The organism is Alistipes intestinihominis, assembly GCF_040095975.1.
GTDB classification, from domain to species: domain Bacteria; phylum Bacteroidota; class Bacteroidia; order Bacteroidales; family Rikenellaceae; genus Alistipes; species Alistipes senegalensis.
Genome location: NZ_JBBMFL010000004.1, coordinates 35,046 through 52,892, shown reverse-complemented (window position 1 = coordinate 52,892; position 17,847 = coordinate 35,046). Strand labels below are relative to the sequence as shown.

Annotated in this window: 16 protein-coding genes; 9 read left to right on the top strand and 7 right to left on the bottom strand. The window is 62.2% G+C overall.

All coding sequences use genetic code 11. The features are described 5' to 3' along the window. The first annotated feature begins 123 nt into the window (after positions 1–123). From WMO46_RS04645 to rfbB, 5 genes are all read left to right on the top strand, one after another. Entirely contained in the window at positions 124–1,707 is a 1,584-nt protein-coding gene (locus WMO46_RS04645; RefSeq protein WP_349093912.1) for an ABC-F family ATP-binding cassette domain-containing protein, read from the top strand. Between the two features lie 176 nt (positions 1,708–1,883). Further along, the gene (gene rfbA / locus WMO46_RS04640) at positions 1,884–2,765 is read left to right on the top strand and encodes a glucose-1-phosphate thymidylyltransferase RfbA (RefSeq protein ID WP_276716085.1); all 882 of its coding nucleotides are present in this window, start codon (positions 1,884–1,886) and stop codon (positions 2,763–2,765) included. Continuing rightward, positions 2,762–3,325 carry a dTDP-4-dehydrorhamnose 3,5-epimerase gene (rfbC, locus tag WMO46_RS04635; RefSeq protein ID WP_129652061.1) on the top strand — a complete coding sequence of 188 codons (564 nt, stop codon included), beginning with the start codon at positions 2,762–2,764 and terminating at the stop codon, positions 3,323–3,325. The genes rfbA and rfbC overlap by 4 nt, the downstream gene beginning before the upstream one ends. Next, positions 3,322–4,182, top strand: coding sequence for a dTDP-4-dehydrorhamnose reductase (gene rfbD / locus WMO46_RS04630; protein WP_129652060.1), 861 nt, complete (start codon positions 3,322–3,324; stop codon positions 4,180–4,182). Before rfbC ends, rfbD begins: the two co-directional genes overlap by 4 nt. Then, entirely contained in the window at positions 4,179–5,234 is a 1,056-nt protein-coding gene (gene rfbB / locus WMO46_RS04625) for a dTDP-glucose 4,6-dehydratase (protein ID WP_129652059.1), read from the top strand. The genes rfbD and rfbB overlap by 4 nt, the downstream gene beginning before the upstream one ends. A 141-nt stretch (positions 5,235–5,375) precedes the next feature. Here the strand turns inward: rfbB and ybaK are convergent, their stop codons facing one another. Continuing rightward, the gene (gene ybaK, locus WMO46_RS04620) at positions 5,376–5,873 is read right to left on the bottom strand and encodes a Cys-tRNA(Pro) deacylase (RefSeq protein WP_129652058.1); all 498 of its coding nucleotides are present in this window, start codon (positions 5,871–5,873) and stop codon (positions 5,376–5,378) included. An 82-nt stretch (positions 5,874–5,955) separates the two neighbouring features. On the opposite strand from ybaK, the gene WMO46_RS04615 reads away from it, so the two are divergent. The 3 genes from WMO46_RS04615 (at position 5,956) to WMO46_RS04605 (ending at position 9,542) form a co-directional block, all read left to right on the top strand. Next, positions 5,956–8,448, top strand: a complete 2,493-nt coding sequence (locus WMO46_RS04615; protein WP_349093911.1) for a DUF5686 and carboxypeptidase-like regulatory domain-containing protein — start codon at positions 5,956–5,958, stop codon at positions 8,446–8,448. Positions 8,449–8,510: 62 nt separating this feature from the next. Continuing rightward, complete coding sequence (locus WMO46_RS04610) at positions 8,511–9,170, top strand: HAD family hydrolase (protein WP_349093910.1); 660 nt, start codon at positions 8,511–8,513, stop codon at positions 9,168–9,170. A 6-nt stretch (positions 9,171–9,176) separates the two neighbouring features. After that, positions 9,177–9,542, top strand: a complete 366-nt coding sequence (locus WMO46_RS04605; protein WP_019150452.1) for a DMT family protein — start codon at positions 9,177–9,179, stop codon at positions 9,540–9,542. Here WMO46_RS04605 and WMO46_RS04600 read toward each other — a convergent pair. Genes WMO46_RS04600 through WMO46_RS04575 form a run of 6 tightly spaced genes read right to left on the bottom strand, consistent with a single transcriptional unit; the run spans position 9,501 to position 17,167 of the window. After that, the gene (locus WMO46_RS04600; RefSeq protein ID WP_349093908.1) at positions 9,501–10,163 is read right to left on the bottom strand and encodes a CatB-related O-acetyltransferase; all 663 of its coding nucleotides are present in this window, start codon (positions 10,161–10,163) and stop codon (positions 9,501–9,503) included. The two genes, WMO46_RS04605 and WMO46_RS04600, sit on opposite strands and share 42 nt — an antisense overlap. Beyond that, the gene (locus tag WMO46_RS04595; protein WP_349093971.1) at positions 10,153–11,346 is read right to left on the bottom strand and encodes an MFS transporter; all 1,194 of its coding nucleotides are present in this window, start codon (positions 11,344–11,346) and stop codon (positions 10,153–10,155) included. The genes WMO46_RS04600 and WMO46_RS04595 overlap by 11 nt, the downstream gene beginning before the upstream one ends. Continuing rightward, complete coding sequence (locus WMO46_RS04590; RefSeq protein ID WP_129652054.1) at positions 11,343–12,251, bottom strand: transporter; 909 nt, start codon at positions 12,249–12,251, stop codon at positions 11,343–11,345. The genes WMO46_RS04595 and WMO46_RS04590 overlap by 4 nt, the downstream gene beginning before the upstream one ends. Position 12,252: 1 nt before the next feature. Beyond that, positions 12,253–12,702: a GatB/YqeY domain-containing protein gene (locus WMO46_RS04585; protein WP_349093907.1), complete on the bottom strand. Its 450-nt coding sequence runs from the start codon at positions 12,700–12,702 to the stop codon at positions 12,253–12,255. Positions 12,703–12,732: 30 nt separating this feature from the next. Beyond that, positions 12,733–15,726 carry a golvesin C-terminal-like domain-containing protein gene (locus tag WMO46_RS04580; RefSeq protein WP_349093906.1) on the bottom strand — a complete coding sequence of 998 codons (2,994 nt, stop codon included), beginning with the start codon at positions 15,724–15,726 and terminating at the stop codon, positions 12,733–12,735. Then, entirely contained in the window at positions 15,716–17,167 is a 1,452-nt protein-coding gene (locus tag WMO46_RS04575) for a sodium:solute symporter (RefSeq protein ID WP_349093905.1), read from the bottom strand. The genes WMO46_RS04580 and WMO46_RS04575 overlap by 11 nt, the downstream gene beginning before the upstream one ends. A 168-nt stretch (positions 17,168–17,335) precedes the next feature. Here WMO46_RS04575 and mscL point away from each other — a divergent pair, with 168 nt between their 5' ends. Further along, a complete protein-coding gene (gene mscL, locus WMO46_RS04570; protein ID WP_129652051.1) occupies positions 17,336–17,821 on the top strand; it encodes a large-conductance mechanosensitive channel protein MscL in 486 nt (161 codons plus the stop codon). Positions 17,822–17,847: the final 26 nt, after the last annotated feature.

Here is a 17,847-nt window from a genome sequence, read left to right as displayed (position 1 = left end):
TCACTGCGATGAGAATACGACAATAAAACGGATCGGGGTCAGTCGGACCGACGCCGTATCCGCCCGGAACGAAACATCGGTTTAACCGGTCTTCACGCAAGACCCCCATTTTATTGTGTATTCATGCATATCGTCGTCTGCGATCTCTCCTATCGCTATACCAACCGGCAGTCGCTGTTCGAAGCGATCCGATTTTCCGTGCCGCCGGGCGGAAAGGCTGCCATCGTCGGCAACAACGGAACGGAAAAATCCACGCTTCTGAAACTGCTGGCCGGCGAACTCACGCCCGTGTCGGGCAGCGTCGCCTGCGCCGCACGTCCCTGTTATGTCCCCCAACAGCCCGACCTGGCGGGCCTGAGCGTCGCCGAGGCGCTGGGCGCTGCCGAAAAGATCGCGGCCCTGCGAGCCATCTGCGCCGGAAGCACCGATCCGGTCCATTACGACACGCTGGGCGACGACTGGGAGATCGAAGCGAAATGCCGTGCGGCGCTCGACGGCTGGGGGCTCCACCGCGCAGGGCCGGACACCCCGGCCGACACCCTGAGCGGCGGAGAGAGGACCAAACTCCTGCTGGCGGGAGCGTCGCTCCGCAAACCCGAAATACTCCTGCTGGACGAACCGACCAACCACCTCGACGAGGAGGGGCGGCGGCAGCTCTGCGCCTTCGTCCGCGACACGCGGGCCACCGTGGTGGTCGTGAGCCACGACATCACGCTTTTGAACCTGCTGGAAACGACCTACGAACTCTCGCCGCTGGGGCTGAAACGCTACGGCGGAAACTACGATATCTACCGGGAGCAGAAACGAATCGAACGGCAGGCCCTCGAACAGCGTATCGACGCCGCGCAGAGCGCCCTGAAACAAGCCCGCAGAAGGGCGCAGGAGATCCGCGAGCGGCAGGAGAAACGTGCGGCGCAGGGCGAAAGGAAAAAGGACCAGGCTCCGCGCATCCTGCGCAAAGGATTGAAGGACAGCGGCGAACGGACGGCCTCACGCCTCCGGAACCAGCACACCGAGATCATCGGCCGCGACAGCGAGAAGATCGCCGGACTGCGCGCCCGGCAGCAGCGCGAATGCCTGCTGCGGATTGATTTCGACGATGCGCAGCTCCACGACGGCAAGCTGCTGGCGGAGTTCCGGGGCGTCGATTTCGCCTACCCCGGGGGCAGGCCGCTCTGGGTCGAACCCCTCGACGCGACGATCCGCAGCGGGGAGCGCATCCGCCTGCGGGGCGGCAACGGAGCGGGCAAGACCACCTTCGTCAAGCTGCTGACCGGGGAGTTGCAGCCCACGGCGGGCGAAATCCGCCGGAGCGAATTTTCGTACGTCTGTCTCGATCAAGAATACAGCCGTCTCGACACCCCGGCGACGGTACTGGAAACCGCGCAGGCGTACAACCGCAGCCACCTCGAAGACCACGAACTGAAAATGCGGCTCCACCGGGCGCTGTTCCCCGCCGAAACGTGGGACAAGGCGTGCGACACGCTCAGCGGCGGCGAACGGATGCGGCTGAACCTCTGCTGCCTGATGATCGGAAACCACGTGCCGGACCTATTCATCCTCGACGAACCGACGAACAACCTCGATCTGCAAAGCCTCGGCATCCTGACCGACACGATCCGCAGCTACCGGGGCACGCTGCTGCTGGTCACCCACGACAGCCGCTTCGCCGAGGAGGTCGGCGTCACGAAGACCATCGAGCTGTGAGCGAAGCGGCGTTTTCAGCGGCAGGTTCAAAGCCGCATATCCGTCCGCGCCCTCTCCTGCACAGCGGAATCAATTAAAAAATCGGCCCCTGAATACCGGAAATTCGTAAAAAAGCCGTACCTTCGACTGAAATTCCCCTGTGCGCGAACCGCAGGGAGTGATCAACACGCAACGATATGAAAGGCATTGTCTTGGCGGGAGGCTCGGGAACGCGCCTCTATCCGATAACCAAGGGTGTCAGCAAACAGCTGCTCCCGATCTACGATAAACCGATGGTTTATTACCCGCTGTCGGCGCTGATGCTCGCCGGCATCCGCGACATACTCGTCATCTCGACCCCCGCCGACCTGCCGGCCTTCCGCCGCCTGCTGGGCGACGGCTCGGACTACGGCGTGCGCCTCTCCTATGCCGAACAGCCCTCGCCCGACGGACTGGCGCAGGCATTCCTGATCGGCGAGGAGTTCATCGGCGACGATTCGGTATGTCTGGTGCTGGGCGACAACATCTTCCACGGGGCGGGCTTCACGGGGATGCTCCGCGAAGCGGTCCGCAGCGCCGAGGAGCAGAACCGGGCGACCATCTTCGGCTACCGCGTCGAGGACCCCGAGCGTTACGGCGTGGCGGAGTTCGACGCGGCGGGCAACTGCCTCTCGATCGAGGAGAAACCCGCGCATCCGAAATCCGACTATGCCGTCGTGGGGCTCTACTTCTACCCCAACAAGGTGGTCCGGGTGGCCAAATCGATCAGGCCCTCGGCACGCGGCGAACTGGAGATCACCTCGGTGAACCAGGCGTTCCTTGCCGACGGGGAGCTGAAGGTGCAGCCCCTCCAGCGGGGTTTCGCATGGCTCGACACGGGCACGCACGACTCGCTGGCCGAGGCTTCGATCTTCGTGGAGGTGATCGAAAAGCGGCAGGGGCTCAAAATCGCCTGTCTCGAAGGCATCGCCTACCGCAACGGCTGGATCACGGCCGGGAAGGTCCGCGAGCTGGCTGCGCCGATGCTCAAAAACCAGTACGGGCAATACCTGCTCAAACTTATCGACGAACACCGATGAAGATATACCGGACCGACATCGAAGGGGTGCTGATCCTCGAACCCGAGGTGTTCGGCGACGCCCGGGGCTATTTCTTCGAGAGCTTCTCCCGGCGGCGTTTCGAGGAGGCCGCAGGCGCGGTGGACTTCGTGCAGGACAACGAGTCGAAATCGTGCTACGGCGTCATCCGGGGGCTTCATTTCCAGCGCGGGGAGGCCGCGCAGGCCAAATTGGTGCGCGTAGTCTCGGGCACGGTGCTCGACGTGGCGGTGGACATCCGCCGCGGGTCGCCCACCTTCGGACGCCACGTCGCGGCGGAGCTCTCGGGCGAAAACCGCCGCCAGCTGTTCATCCCCCGCGGATTCGCACACGGATTCGCCGTGCTGAACGGCGAGGCCGTGTTCCAGTACAAATGCGACAATTACTACGACCCTGCGAGCGAGGGCGGCATCGCGTGGGACGACCCTGCGCTGGGCATCGACTGGCGGCTTCCGGCCGACGCCGTCGTGCTCTCGGAGAAGGACCGCCGCCGTCCGACGCTGGCCGAGGCCGAAGAACTGTTTGAATACCGAAAACCATGAACATATTAGTAACGGGCGCCAACGGACAGCTGGGCAGCGAAATGCAGCGTCTGGGCGCCGTATCGCCCAACAATTACATCTTCACCGACGCAGCGGAGCTCGACGTTACCGACGCCGGGGCCGTTCGCCGGGCCGCGGAGCAGACCCGCGCCGAAGCGATCGTCAACTGCGCGGCCTACACCGATGTGGAGCGCGCCGAGGAGAACGAGGAGGCGGCCGATCTCCTGAACCGCCTTGCCCCTGCGAACCTCGCGGCGGCGGCAGCGGCCACGGGAGCCACGCTGATCCACATTTCGACCGACTACGTATTCGATGGAAAGGCCCACACGCCCTACACCGAGCAGGCCCCGACGGCGCCGCTGAGCGTCTACGGCCGCACGAAGCTCGCCGGGGAACAGGCCGTCGAGGCGTCGGGATGCAGCTATCTGATCCTGCGCACGGCGTGGCTCTACTCGGCATTCGGGAACAATTTTCTGAAAACGATGCTGCGGCTGACGGCCGAACGGGAGTCGCTGAAGGTGGTCTTCGACCAGATCGGAACCCCGACCTACGCCGGAGACCTCGCGCTGGGGATCTTCTCGGTGATCGAGGGCGGACAGCTGCGCGGTCACGAAGGACTATACCACTTCTCGGACGAGGGCGTCTGCTCCTGGTACGACTTCGCCGTGGAGATCGCCGCGGCGGCCGGGCACGACAAATGCCGTATCGAGCCGTGCCGCACGGCGGAGTACCCCACCAAGGCCCCCCGCCCGGCCTATTCGGTCCTCGACAAGGGCAAATTCAAAACGACGTTCGGCATCGAAATCCCCCACTGGCGGGAGTCGCTGCTATATTGTCTGAAAACGATGCAACCATGAAACGCACCATCCTCATAACCGGCGGCGCCGGATTCATCGGCTCGCACGTCGTGCGGCTGTTCGTCACGAAATATCCCGACTACCGGATCGTCAACCTCGACCTGCTGACCTATGCGGGCAACCTCGCCAACCTCCGCGACATCGAGGACGCCCCCAACTATACCTTCGTCCGGGGGAACGTCTGCGACTACGACGCCGTGCGCGCGCTGTTCGCGGAACACGCCATCGACGGCGTGATCCACCTCGCGGCCGAGAGCCACGTGGACCGTTCGATCCGCGATCCGTTCACCTTCGCGCGGACCAACGTCCTGGGAACGCTCACGCTTCTGCAAGCCGCCAGGGAAGCCTGGAACGGCGCATGGGAGGGCAAGCGCTTCTACCACATCTCGACCGACGAGGTATACGGAGCCCTGCCGCTCGATGGCGGACTCTTCACCGAGGAGACGCGCTACGCCCCCCACAGCCCCTATTCGGCGTCGAAAGCCTCGTCGGACCATTTCGTCAGGGCGTTCCACGACACCTACGGGCTACCGACGGTAGTCACCAACTGCTCGAACAACTACGGCCCCTGCCAGTTCCCCGAAAAGCTCATCCCGCTGTGCATCAACAACATCCGTCACAACAGGCCGCTGCCGGTCTACGGCCGGGGCGAAAATGTCCGCGACTGGCTCTACGTCGAGGACCACGCCCGGGCCATCGACACGATCTTCCACCGGGGCCGCGACGGCGAAACCTACAACATCGGGGGATTCAACGAGTGGCGCAACATCGACCTGATACGGGTCGTCATCCGGGTCACCGACCGCCTGCTGGGGCGTCCCGAGGGGACTTCGGAGAAGCTGATCACCTACGTCGCCGACCGCGCGGGGCACGATCTGCGCTACGCCATCGACTCGCGCAAACTCAAAGAGGAATTAGGCTGGGAACCCTCGCTGCAATTCGAGGAGGGGATCGAAAAGACCGTCCGCTGGTATCTCGACAACCAACAATGGATGGACGACATCACCTCGGGAGAGTACGAGAAATACTACGAAGAGATATATAAAAAGTAAAATCGCCGCTACCGTCATTGCGAGCGAGCGCGGCGAGCGTGGCAATCCGATCGAAAATCGGGACGTTGCAACTCCGGCGCAGATCACCGCGTCGGGCACGTCCTCCCCGCAATGACACGATCCATCGGACCTGTCCCATTTTCAGCTTTCGCCTCTCCGGCTGATCTCGGCGAACGCCGCCCGCACGTAGGCCGCCAGGTCGGCGGGAGCGAGTTTGAGCTGCAAGCCGCGGACCCCGGCGCTGATATAGATAAAGGGGTGTTCGGAAGCCGATGCGTGGATGTAGGTCGGAAAGGCTTTCTTCATGCCGATCGGCGAACAGCCCCCGCGGATATACCCCGTCACGGGCAGCAGCTCCTTCATCGGAATCAGATCGACCTTCTTGTTGCCCGAGACCTTCGCCGCGGCTTTCAGATCGACCTCGTGATCGCCCGGCACGACGCAGACGAAATAACCCGTGCGGTCGCCTTTCAGCACGAGGGTCTTGAAGACGCAGGCGATATCCTCGCCCAGCTGTTCGGCGACGTGCGTGGCGGCGAGATGCTCCTCGTCCACCCGGTAAGGTATCAGTTCGTAGGCGATCTTCGCGCGGTCGAGCAGCCGCGCGGCATTTGTCTTCTCGATTCTCCCGTGTGCCATATTGTTCCTTTTATCGGCTAATCTGCCGCAAAGGTAATTCAAATTGCCCGAATGTGTACATTTTTGCTACATTTGCCGCGGTATGACGCAAAGGACGATCATCATGTTTCTGCTCGGAATCCTCTGGGCGGCAGGAGCTTCGGCACAGACCACACGTGTCCGCGGACGGGTGACCGACGCCGCCGACGGAAAGCCCCTGCAATTCGTCAGCGTCGTATTCCCCGGCACCACGACGGGCATCACCACCGACGAGCAGGGCATCTACGCCCTCGAAACCCGCGACACGGTGAGCCGCGTGCAAGCCTCGATGGTCGGCTACGCCACGCAGACCCTCCCGGTGACGCCCGGGACGTTCAACCACGTGGATTTCGCCCTCGAAGCCGTGGAGTTCGGCATCGGGCAGGTGGTCATCACCCCCGGCGAGAACCCCGCGCATCCGATCCTCGACGGCGTGATCCGCAACAAACCGCAGAACGACCCCGACCGCTACGACACGTACAGCTGCCGCACCTATACCAAGATGGAACTCGACCTGACCAACATCAGGCCGCAGTTCCGGAGCAAGCGCCTGCAACGCAACTTCGGGTTCGTGTTCGACTATGTGGACACCTCGGCGCTCACGGGGCAGGCTTACCTTCCGGCGATGATCTCCGAATCGACGGCCGAGCTCCACCGCAGCAGCCGTCCGGAGTTCAAGCGCGAGGTGATCCTCGCCAGCCGCGTTTCGGGCGTCGAGGACAGTTTCGCCGTGGCGCAGTTCACGGGCGGGATGCACGGCGACGTGAATTTCTACGACAACTTCATCGACATCTTCAACGTGCGTTTCGCCAGTCCGCTGGCCGACGGGGGCCGCTCGTTCTACAACTATTTCCTCGTGGACAGCGTGATGCACGAGGGCCGCAAGACCTACAAAATCCGCTTCCATCCCAAGCGTCTCACGACCCCGGTGCTCGACGGCGAGGTCAACATCGACTCGGCGACCTACGCCCTGCAATCGGCGTCGGCACGCATGCCCAAAGGGGTCAACGTCAACTGGATCAGGCACCTGATGCTCGGAAACGAGAACCGGCGGACCGACGGCGGCCGCTGGTTCCGCAGCCGCGACCGCGTGTCGGCGGAGTTCTCCGTCTCGACGGCCGACTCGTCGAAGCTCACGTCGTTCATCGGCACGCGCGAGGTGGCGTACAGCGACGTGCGGATCGGCGAACCGATTCCCGACGAAATCCTGCGCATGGACAACAACGTCGTAGTCTGCGACGACCGGCCCGGGCAGCACGACGAAGCCTACTGGGAGCGCATACGCCCCTACTCGCTGAGCGAAAAGGAGAAGGGCATCTATTCGATGGTCGATTCGGTGCAGAACGTGCCCCTCTATCGCAACATCTACACCTTCGTCAACACCGTCATCGTCGGCTACTGGAACACGAAATACATCGGCATAGGTCCCTACTACAAACTCGCCAGTTTCAACAAGCTCGAAGGCTTCCGCATGCAGCTGGGAGGGCGCACGACCACCAACGTCAGCCGCACGGTGCGTGTCGGGGGCTACGTGGCCTACGGCACGCGCGACGAAGACATGAAGGGCGGCGGAAGCGTCGAACTGGCCTTCAACCGGCGGCTGACGCGCAAGCTGACCCTCTCGGCCCGGCACGACGTGATGCAGCTGGGCGCCGGACAGAACGCCCTGACCGAAAGCAACATACTCTCGTCGATCCTCTCGCGCGGCGACCAGCGGCTCTCGATGGTCAACCGCGGCGAAGCGGTCTACGAACACGAGTGGCGCCACGGCGTGAGTGCGTTCGCGGGAGCGCGCATGCAGCGCATCTTCGCCAACCGCTACGTCCCGATGCTGAGGCCCGACGGCACGCCGGTCAACTCCGTATCGGATGTCGCGGCGAGCGTCGGGCTGCGCCTTTCGAAGAACGAGACGGTCTACCGCATGCCTTTCGACAAGCAGTACCTGGGATCGACCTACCCTGTCCTCACGCTCGGATTCACGGCCGGGATACGCGACGCCCTCTCCGGCAGTCCCGAATACTACCGTCTCGACGCCGGCATCCGCTACCGCCCCGAACTGCCGCCCGTGGGCTATTCGGACATCACGGTGCAGGGCGGCCGCATCTTCGGCAAGGTTCCCTACCTGCTGCTCAAACTCCACGAGGGCAACGGCACCTATTTCTACGATCCCTACGCCTTTTCGTGCATGAATTTTTACGAATTCGCCTCCGATACCTGGGTGTCGTGGTTCTGGGAGCACCACTTCAACGGCATCCTGCTGGGGCGCCTGCCGCTCATCAAAAAACTCAAATGGCGCGAGGTGCTGGTCTGCAAAGGAGTCTGGGGCACGCTGTCGAGAGAGAACAACGGCTCGCTGGCCGGAACCGAAGCCGACCTGCTGTTCCCCGTGGGCATGACCTCGGTATCGGACCCCTATGTGGAGATGGGATTCGGCGTGGAGAACATCTTCAGACTCTTCCGCGTGGACTGCATCTGGAGGCTCACCCACCGCGACCCCACACCCGGGCAGGAGACGCAGAATTTCGCCGTCAACCTCAGCCTGCGGCTCAAATTCTGACCTACGCCCGCGGAGGTGTCGGGGATTTTGACTACCTTTGCGCTGTCAAAATGAAACCGACGATGAAAAAAGCAGCCTTGTTCGACATGGACGGTACGCTGGTGGACAACTCCCCGGTGCATGTCCGTGCCTTTGAGATATTCTACGCCCGTTACGGCGTGACCGACTGGAAAGAGAAACTCGCCGACAGCTTCGGCATGGGCAGCGACGACATCATGCGCGCCGTCATGCCCGAAGAGATCATCCGCGAAAAGGGTCTCGCGGCGCTGGCCGACGAGAAGGAGGCCATCTACCGCGAAATCTACGCCCCCGACATCCACCCCGTCGAAGGGCTCGTCGAACTGCTCGAACGGCTCCGCGCCGCGGGTGTCCGCTGCGCTGTGGGTTCGTCGGGATGCAAGGCCAACGTCGATTTCGTGCTCGAAAAGTGCTCCATAGGCCCTTACTTCGACGCGAAGATCTCGGGCGACATGGTCACGCGCTGCAAACCCGATCCGGAAATCTACCTCACGGCTGCCGCCGCGCTGGGCGTCGCACCCGCCGATTGCGTGATCTTCGAGGATGCCAAAGCGGGGCTGGAAGCCGCCCGCCGGGCCGGAGCGGGCCGCATCGTGGCCCTCACGACCACCCTGCCGCGTGCGGTGCTGGAGCGCGAAACCCCGGCCGACATGATCGTCAACAATTTCGCCGAGCTGACCGACCTCGGCGCCCTGCTGGCTTAGTGCGTCATGTTCAAGGGAATCGCCACCATTCTGCTGCTCGTCGTCTCCAACGCTTTCATGACGCTGGCGTGGTACGGGCATATCGCCTTCAAATCCAGACTCGAACGCTTCGGGCTTCTCGCCATCGTCCTGCTGAGCTGGGGCATCGCGCTGTTCGAATACTGTTTCCAGGTCCCGGCCAACCGCATCGGAAGCGCCGAATTCGGGGGCCCGTTCTCGATTTGGGAGCTGAAAGTCATTCAGGAGGTCGTGTCGCTCTCGGTGTTCACCGTCTTCGCGCTGGTTTTCATGAAATCCGACACTCTGCGCTGGAACCACCTCGCAGGATTCCTATGCCTGATCCTGGCTGTCTACTTCATTTTCCGCAAATAGCGCCAGCTCTTCGGCCTTCCCGCCGCGGATCAGCGGCAGGGCCCGGCGAATCCTTTCCGCAGGCCACTCCCACCACTTTATTCTCAACAGGCTTTCGACCGTCGCCGGGTCGAAACGATATTTGATGACCTTGGCCGGAACGCCTCCGACGATGGCATAGGGCGGCACGTCACGCGTCACGACGGCCCGAGAGGCGACGATCGCCCCGTCACCGATCGTGACGCCCGCCATCACGACCGCTTCGTAACCGATCCACACGTCATTGCCGACAACGATGTCGCCCCGGTTGTCCCACGCCGAAGCCACCTCCGACTTGTCGATGCCCCACTCCTCGCCCCAAAAAATCGGGAACGGATAGGTGGACAGCGACTTGAGCGTATGGTTGGCGCTGTTGAACAAGAACCGCGCGCCGCAGGCCAGCGAGCAGAATTTCCCGATGACCAGCCGGTCACCGTTCACCGGATAGTGGTACAACACGTTATTGCGTTCGAAATCGACGGGGTCGGCCGCGAAATCGTTGTAGATCGTCCACTCCCCCACCTCGATATTCGGGTCGCTGACGACCTCTTTCAGATAGACCGTCTGCCGGTCCCCCTCGCGGGGATATATCTTATTTTTCATCTCTTTTCAATTCGATGTTCGGCAAAAAGCCCGTGATGACGCCCAGCAGGGGCAGCAGAGTGCTGACCCGGAAGATGAATTCGATGCTCGTCCGGTCGGCCAGCCACCCGAAGAAGGCCGAGCCGAGGCCGCCCAGTCCGAACATCAGCCCGAAGAAGACCCCGGCGATCATGCCGACCTTGCCGGGCATCAGGTCGGTGGCATAGACCAGAATGGCCGAGAAAGCCGACGAGATGACCAGTCCGATGACGACGGCCAGCACGATGGTCCCGGTCAGACCCGCATAGGGAAGCATCAGCGTAAAGGGAGCCGCGCCGAGGATCGAGCCCCAGATCACGTATTTGCGCCCGACGCGGTCGCCGACCGGACCGCCGATGAAAGTCCCCGCCGCCGAAGCCGCGAGGAACGCGAAAAGCGCGTACTGAGCCCCCTGCACCGACATCGAGAACTTCTCCATCAGGAAGAACGTGAAGTAGTTGGTCATCGAAGCGATATAAAAATACTTCGAAAAGACCAGCACGCCCAAGATGAGGAGCGCATTCCGGATTTTCCGTTTCGAAAGGCCGGGGCCCGCGGCACCTACGGCAGCGGCCGGCCTGCGGGCCGACAGGGCCAACTGGCGTTTGTACCAGTTTCCGATCTTCACGAGGATGAAGATAGCCAACAGCGCGGCCAGCGCGAACCACCCGATCGAAGCCTGCCCGAACGGAATCACGATCAGCGCGGCCAGCAGGGGCCCCAAGGCGCTTCCGGCATTGCCGCCGACCTGGAAAATCGACTGCGCCAGTCCCTTGCGGCCTCCCGAGGCGAGCTGGGCCACGCGCGAGGATTCGGGGTGGAAGACCGACGAACCGCAGCCGATCAGTCCGACCGACATCAGAATAAGCGAGAATCCGGGGGCAGCGGCGAGCGCGAGCAGTCCACACAGCGTGAAACACATCCCCACGGCCAGCGAATAGGGCCGCGGATGGAGGTCGGCCAACCGCCCGGCAACAGGTTGCAGGAGCGACGAGGTGAGCTGAAAAACCAGCGTGATGAGGCCGATCTGCGCGAACGTGAAGCCGAATTTCTCTTTGAGCAACGGATAGACCGCCGGAATGACGGACTGCATCATATCGTTGAGCAGATGGGTGGCACAGACCATCAGCAGGATCGGATAGACCGTTCTGCCCGCCCGGTTCATTTCCTGCGGTCCTTTCTCCATATCTGATACGAGTTCACGAAGTTCTGCCAGACGATATACGCCGTGGGGGCGATCGACGAAATGGGATTCAGGAACGACTGCGCCATCCACACCGCCAGCACCGTATTTTTCTGCCCGAGCGACTGTCCGCCCGCGGCGGGATCGCCGTAACGGCGGCCCAGCATGCGCCCCACCTTGAACTGCACAAGGCAGATCACCAGCGCGGCGAATGCGAGCCACAACTCCGTGGAGAGCGACGCATCGTGCAGGTCGATGATGAAAGCCGTCGTGCGGCCGATGATCACCAACAGCGACGCCAGCCACATGTAAAACGAAATCTGACTGTGATCCCCGACCCATTGCGCCGCTTTCGGAAAGACGAAGCGGCAGAACTGCGCCGCGGCGAAAGGCATCACCAACAGCGGCGCGATGCGGGCCAGAATCTGCGTGAAAGTACACGTCCCGGTCCCCGTGAAGGTGAGGATCACCGGAGCCAGCAGAGCGACCGCCATGTTGCACAGCAGACTGTACGTGGCCATCGTGGCGACGTTGGCCCCCAGCATGCCGCCGATGACCACCGCGGCCATCGCCACGGGAGCCAGCACGCAGATCATCGCCCCCTGCGCCACGATGTCGTTCAGAGGCCGCAGCGCGAGGTAGACCCCGATGCAGACCACCGTCTGAAACAAAAGCAGCCAGACGTGCAGCATCGAAGGTTTCATCTGCCTGGGTTTCACGCGGCAAAAGGTGACGAAGAGCATCAGGAAGATCAGCGTCGGGGTGATCATCTGATGCGTCCACGCTTCGAGCGCCGAAATCGGACGGCACAGCAACGCCCCGACCACCATGGCCGTCGGCATGGCGACGGTCTTCACGTTGCGGTGCAGGTGTTCCAGCAGGCGCATCTTACGACAGCAGCTCCTTCACCTTGGCCGAAATATCCTTGCCGTCGGCACGGCCCGCGAGCCTTTTGGACGCAACGCCCATCACCTTGCCCATCTCCTTCATCGACGTGGCGCCGACTTCGGCGATCAGGGCCTTCACCTCGGTGGTCAGCTCCTCCGGCGTCAGCTGCTTGGGCAGAAACTCCTGATATACGGCCACCTGGGCCAACTCCTCCGATGCCAGGTCCGCACGGTTCTGTTCGGTGAAGATCGCCGCCGAATCGGTGCCCTGCTTGGCGAGCTTCGAGATGATTTTCAGCACGTCGGCATCGGGCAGTTCGGCGATCTCCGGACCTGCGGTCTTGGCTTCGATGATGTACTTCTTGGCATTGCGCAGTGCGCTCAGACGCACCGTATCCTTGGCCTTCATGGCCTCCATGATCCCTTTCGAGATCTGTTGTTCCAGCGACATAGTATTTTGATTTTAAGTTTACTGTACCGACTATTTGATGTTTTCATTCAGCAGGAACCGCAGCGCGTCGCGCATCAGCCGGTCGCGTTCCGTAGGACTGAGGATCGCTTCGAAGGGAAATCCCACGACGAAAGTCCTCCCCTGCGCCTCGCAGGCCACAGCCGCCGTACGGTCGTTCTCGACGTAGCGCATCACGGCGAAAGCCCCCTCACCCACGGGTTTCAGCGCATCGGGCGACTCGACGATGTACCGGTCGGGGCGGTATTCGTCGTTGAAACGGTATTCGCCGCGCGAAAAGTCCTTGTGCGCCGTCACGACCCGCACCCGGCCCCTCTCGGCAGCCCGCCCGGTGTCGAGCGCACAATGCAGCACCTCCTCGGCGAATGCACGCCCCTCGCCCGGAGCCTCCTCCGCCCAAAGGTCCGAGACCACATAGGCGCCCGAAGCGAACAACGCACCTCCGTCGGCCAGATAACGCCGCAGAACGCTCTGCAATTCAGGCGAAAAGGTTTCGAACGCGGGGTCCTGCACACCGCGGCCGATCGTCGTCGTCCGCTGTTTGCCGAGGATGAGATCGACGGCCGGATAGCGCCCGAGCGTCGTCTCACCGCGCTCCACGGCTTTCAGCGAAGCCGAACAGAAGGAGTAGCCCGCCGCTGCCACGGAACGCCCGTGCAGAGCCGGATAGTCGAACGTGTTGCCGCCGATCACGTCGGTCTCGAAATCGCACCCGCAGGCCCCGAGGGCGATGCTGTCCACATCGCAGCGCGCCTGCGAGAGATCGAATACATGCTGCGCCCCGGCGAATGCGATGTCCTGCCGGTCAGGAACCCCGCCGTCGATCTCCATGCGGAAGCCCGCGAGCGAATCGCTGCGTTCGCTCAGCGGAGCGCTCACACGGTCGAACCCGTTGACGATCAGCACCCGGCCCCTCTCATCCGCTACGCGGCAGGCCGAGAGGGTCTCGCTCGGGAAACTCTCGCCGCCCTCGTTCATGGCCGTCACCCGGTAGCTGTATATATGTCCCGGCTTCTGTTCGACGACCAGACCGGGTTCATCGACCGGACGCCCGTTGTCGAATCCGCCGTCGTCCATGCGCGTATAGACCACATAGCCCGTCGGCGCAGCGCTCTTTTCCAGCGGGTCCATCACCGGGCTCCACGACAGCGCGACACGATCCTCCGCCGTAAACTCCGCGGCGAAAGCCTCGACGGGCAGCGGCTGCACGACATAAGGTAATCCGTATTGCGAACTGATATACCGCAAGATACCTTTATAGACAGCGCGGCTCACGAGGAATTTGAAACGCGGGTCGCTGCCCAGACGCATGTCGGCGAAATTCTGGTGCGAAAGCAATTCCAGCAGCATCGTCGGAACACCCGGAACACGCGCTTCGTAATAGGCGCGGTTCCACAGCCCGCGGCGCTGCCAGTCGGGTTCGAACGTGCGGCGGATGTCTTCGACGACCTGCGTCTGCACGAGGTCCGTGAGGTCGCGCGAACGGTAGCGGTCCGCCCCGCCGACGAACTTGCCCCCGTTCTCGCGGGTGTAGCAGATGCCCAGCGTCCCGACGATGCCGTCGCCGTCGCGGACGCCTGCGTCCGAGTGGAACGCCAGCGCCATATCGACCGGAATGCGCAGTCCCGCGGAGTCGGGCAGACGCTCCGAACCGCCCATCAGGGCGTTGACCCAATGGGCGCGCGACATGTAGTCGTCCTTGTAATCGTCGGTATTGTTTTTCGGCGTGTAGACCGCCTCGGGAAAACCCGCCCACTGGAGCCAGTAGCGTGCGCCCTCGCAGAAACGGGGATAGCCGCTGGTCTCCTCGACATACTCCGTGTCGGGCAGTCGCAGCGAGTCGCAGGGCGTGCGGGCGACGTTGCCGAAACCGCCGCCGATCTTCACGGCATCGGCCGAAACGATGCGGCCCGCCGCGCGCGAACGGTTCGAAAGGGTCACGACCTCCTGGCGCCCCGGAGCGAAGGCGAAGCGCCCCAGGTAGATCCACGTGCCGCCGCCCATCGTCTGATTGACGGCGTATTCGGTCTCGCCGCCGAGGTGGTGCACCGTATAATGCGCATCGTCGGCGCTTTCGGGCGTCGATTCATAGCTCACGTAGACCGCATATTCGCCCTGTTCGGGAATGTCGGCCCGCCAGACGGCACGGTCCGTCGCATCGTCCGACACGGTCCGCGTGCGGCGCGTCGTACCTTCGCGGAAAGGATTTTCACCCGTATGATAGACCTGCCGCAGGTGTGCAAAGCCCGGGCCGCCAGTCTCCCAGCTCCCCGTCTCAACATACTGCCCTGCGGCATCGTTGTCGGCCAGCACCTCGAATTTCTGCACGTCGCGTTCGCGCGGCAGCATCACGCAGGCCCCGGCGTTTTCGAGCATCGGGACCAGATACGGCAGCACGTAGCTCTGCGTATAGAGGTCCTCGCAGGTCTGCCACAGCATCGCGCGCTGCCATTTCCAACAGTTTTCGGGCTGGTCGAAATAGCGTCCGTGGCTCTGCCAAAGGGCGATATGACGCCCCGAAAGTCCTTTCGACGGAGTCGCGGCGGCCGAGAGCGGCGTGACCAGCGGCCGTTCGGAACGGTTGGTGAACGGCACGATCTGCCGTTTTGCAATCTGCTTCTTCAGCTGTGCGGCGTTGCGGCAGGCCAGCGGCACCAGTTCGCCGATCTCGCGCCGGTCGGTATAGATTTCGATGCGGGCCTTGCGGAACTCCCGCGGCAGCAGCGCGCGCACCGAATCGCGCAGGGCGCGCACATTGTCCTCGCGGAACGGATAGTAGGACAATCCGACCGTGGCATAGATCTGCACCCGGCTGCGAGAGGCTTTCACGGCCTCGATCCGCACGGTGGTCGGTTCGGCTTTCTGATAGCCGCCCGTGATCTCCCGGGAAACGACACGCGACAGCATCCGGGCGATTTCGGCACGGGAGGCCGTTCCGACCTCGGCGGCAGAGACAACGCCTAAAGCAAAGATTGATATAAGCAGGGATAAAATTTTATTTTTCATCTCGTTCAACAAGCAACGACATGCCGATCATCGTAAATGCGGCATTGTAAATCAACAATTCGAACCCGATCCGGTAATCCCACGCCTCGCGGGCCCACCACTGCACCAGCGCACTCAGCACCGGAGCCGCGACGGCGACCAGCGGAATCCAGCGGTCGCGGACCTTGCGGCGCGTGAACATCCCGAAAGCGAACATACCCAAAATCGGGCCGTAAGTATAGCCGGCGACCTTATAGACCAGGTTGATAACGCTGTCGTCGGCCCAGTATTCGAAAGCGAGGATCACGGCGGCCATGCCCAGCGCCATCAGTATATGAACCCCTTTGCGAAGGCGCGTGAGACGCTCCTCGCCGCAGCGTTTCGTGCCTTCGAGAATATCGACCGTAAAGGAGGTCGTGAGGGCCGTGAGGGCCGATCCGGCGGCTGAATAGGTGCTTGAGATAAGCCCCACAACGAACAGGATGCCAACGACAAGCGGCAGTCCGCCATCGACGGCGACCAGCGAAAAGACCTGATCGCTCTTGGCGGGCGGCGTCAGGCCGCTGCGCTCCATGTAGAGGTACAGCAGCACGCCCAGCACCAGGAAAAGGAAGATGACGAAGATCTGGCTCACGGCCGTCAGCACGATGTTCTTCTGCGAATCACGCGGCGTGGCGCAACTCAGGTTGCGCTGCATCATATCCTGATCGAGTCCCGTCATGGCGACCAGCAGGACGATGCCTGCGGCGAACATCTTCCAGAAATAGCGGTCCGAAGCGGGATCGTCGAAGAAGAAAATCCGCGACATCGGCGAGGCCGAAACCTCACGGACCGTATCGGAGAACGAAAGTCCGAGTCCCCGCATGATGAAGACGATCGACAGCACGAGGCTCGCCACGAGGCAGAGGGTTTTGAGCGTATCGGTCCAGATCAGCGACTTCACGCCGCCCTGCTGGGTGTAGAGCCACACGAAAAGCATCGTTATCAGGGCATTGGCCCAAAACGGAATGCCGTAGTGCGAGAAGACCAGCAACTGCATCACGGCGCAGACGACATAAACCCGCAACGCGGCCCCCAGCATCTTGGAGATGAAGAAAAACCACGCCCCAGTGCGGTGCGATGCGACGCCGAAACGATCGTCGAGGTACTCGTAGAGCGAGACCACCCGCAGGCGGTAGAAGGTGGGTATCAGCACGAAAGCCACGACGAGCTGCCCCACCGTGAAGCCCGCGACCATCTGCATGTAGGAGAACGAATCGACGGCCACGGAGCCCGGAACCGAGATGAACGTCACGCCCGACATGGCGGCTCCGATCATGGCGAAGGCCGCCATGTACCACGGCGTGCGGCGGTTTCCGGTGAAAAACCCGGCATTGTCGGCACGGCGGCCCGAAACCCACGCCACGACGAACAGGACGGCTATGTAGCCCAAAACGGCGGCAATGACAGCAGCAGGAGTCATAATTACGGAAAAAAAGTCTCTTTACGCCCCCAAAGATACAAAAAATAGGAACACGGCGGACGTACGAAGCCGATTTTATAGGTCCGGCAGAAGATCGTATATTTTATTGGAAAACCGGAAAAAATTCCTATTTTTGTTCTCAATTAAAACACTAAAACCGTAACAGACATGGCATTTCTCAAAGAATTCAAAGAGTTCGCCCTCAAAGGCAACGTAATGGACATGGCCGTCGGCGTCATCATCGGCGGCGCATTCGGCAAGATCGTATCGTCGCTCGTGAACGATATTCTCATGCCCCCGATCGGCGCATTGATCGGGAACACCGACTTCTCGCAACTCCGACTCGACATCTCGAAAGTGCGCGACATCACGTCGAGCGCCGTGCAGTCCGTAGAAGGCATCGTGACCCAAGGCGATGCCGCGCAGGCTGCGGCCGCCGCGGAACCGATTTACTGGAACTACGGCGCATTCATCCAGCAGTGCGTGGACTTCACCATCCTGGCGCTCTGTGTGTTCCTGATGGTCAAGCTGATGAACCGCCTGATGAAGAAAAAGGAGGCGGCTCCGGCACCCGCTCCCGAACCGCCCGCACCGTCGAAGGAAGAACTGCTGCTGACGGAGATCCGCGACCTGCTGAAAGAGCAGAAGAAATAAACGCACGGCAACGGCCCTGCGGCGAT

What these genes read in the sequence shown, in the direction of transcription:
- WMO46_RS04645 (WP_349093912.1), top strand. Translation starts at nt 124, where the DNA reads ATGCATATCGTCGTCTGCGATCTCTCCTATCGCTATACCAACCGGCAG.
- rfbA (WP_276716085.1), top strand. Translation starts at nt 1,884, where the DNA reads ATGAAAGGCATTGTCTTGGCGGGAGGCTCGGGAACGCGCCTCTATCCG.
- rfbC (WP_129652061.1), top strand. Translation starts at nt 2,762, where the DNA reads ATGAAGATATACCGGACCGACATCGAAGGGGTGCTGATCCTCGAACCC.
- rfbD (WP_129652060.1), top strand. Translation starts at nt 3,322, where the DNA reads ATGAACATATTAGTAACGGGCGCCAACGGACAGCTGGGCAGCGAAATG.
- rfbB (WP_129652059.1), top strand. Translation starts at nt 4,179, where the DNA reads ATGAAACGCACCATCCTCATAACCGGCGGCGCCGGATTCATCGGCTCG.
- ybaK (WP_129652058.1), bottom strand. Translation starts at nt 5,873, where the DNA reads ATGGCACACGGGAGAATCGAGAAGACAAATGCCGCGCGGCTGCTCGAC.
- WMO46_RS04615 (WP_349093911.1), top strand. Translation starts at nt 5,956, where the DNA reads ATGACGCAAAGGACGATCATCATGTTTCTGCTCGGAATCCTCTGGGCG.
- WMO46_RS04610 (WP_349093910.1), top strand. Translation starts at nt 8,511, where the DNA reads ATGAAAAAAGCAGCCTTGTTCGACATGGACGGTACGCTGGTGGACAAC.
- WMO46_RS04605 (WP_019150452.1), top strand. Translation starts at nt 9,177, where the DNA reads ATGTTCAAGGGAATCGCCACCATTCTGCTGCTCGTCGTCTCCAACGCT.
- WMO46_RS04600 (WP_349093908.1), bottom strand. Translation starts at nt 10,163, where the DNA reads ATGAAAAATAAGATATATCCCCGCGAGGGGGACCGGCAGACGGTCTAT.
- WMO46_RS04595 (WP_349093971.1), bottom strand. Translation starts at nt 11,346, where the DNA reads ATGAACCGGGCGGGCAGAACGGTCTATCCGATCCTGCTGATGGTCTGT.
- WMO46_RS04590 (WP_129652054.1), bottom strand. Translation starts at nt 12,251, where the DNA reads ATGCGCCTGCTGGAACACCTGCACCGCAACGTGAAGACCGTCGCCATG.
- WMO46_RS04585 (WP_349093907.1), bottom strand. Translation starts at nt 12,702, where the DNA reads ATGTCGCTGGAACAACAGATCTCGAAAGGGATCATGGAGGCCATGAAG.
- WMO46_RS04580 (WP_349093906.1), bottom strand. Translation starts at nt 15,726, where the DNA reads ATGAAAAATAAAATTTTATCCCTGCTTATATCAATCTTTGCTTTAGGC.
- WMO46_RS04575 (WP_349093905.1), bottom strand. Translation starts at nt 17,167, where the DNA reads ATGACTCCTGCTGCTGTCATTGCCGCCGTTTTGGGCTACATAGCCGTC.
- mscL (WP_129652051.1), top strand. Translation starts at nt 17,336, where the DNA reads ATGGCATTTCTCAAAGAATTCAAAGAGTTCGCCCTCAAAGGCAACGTA.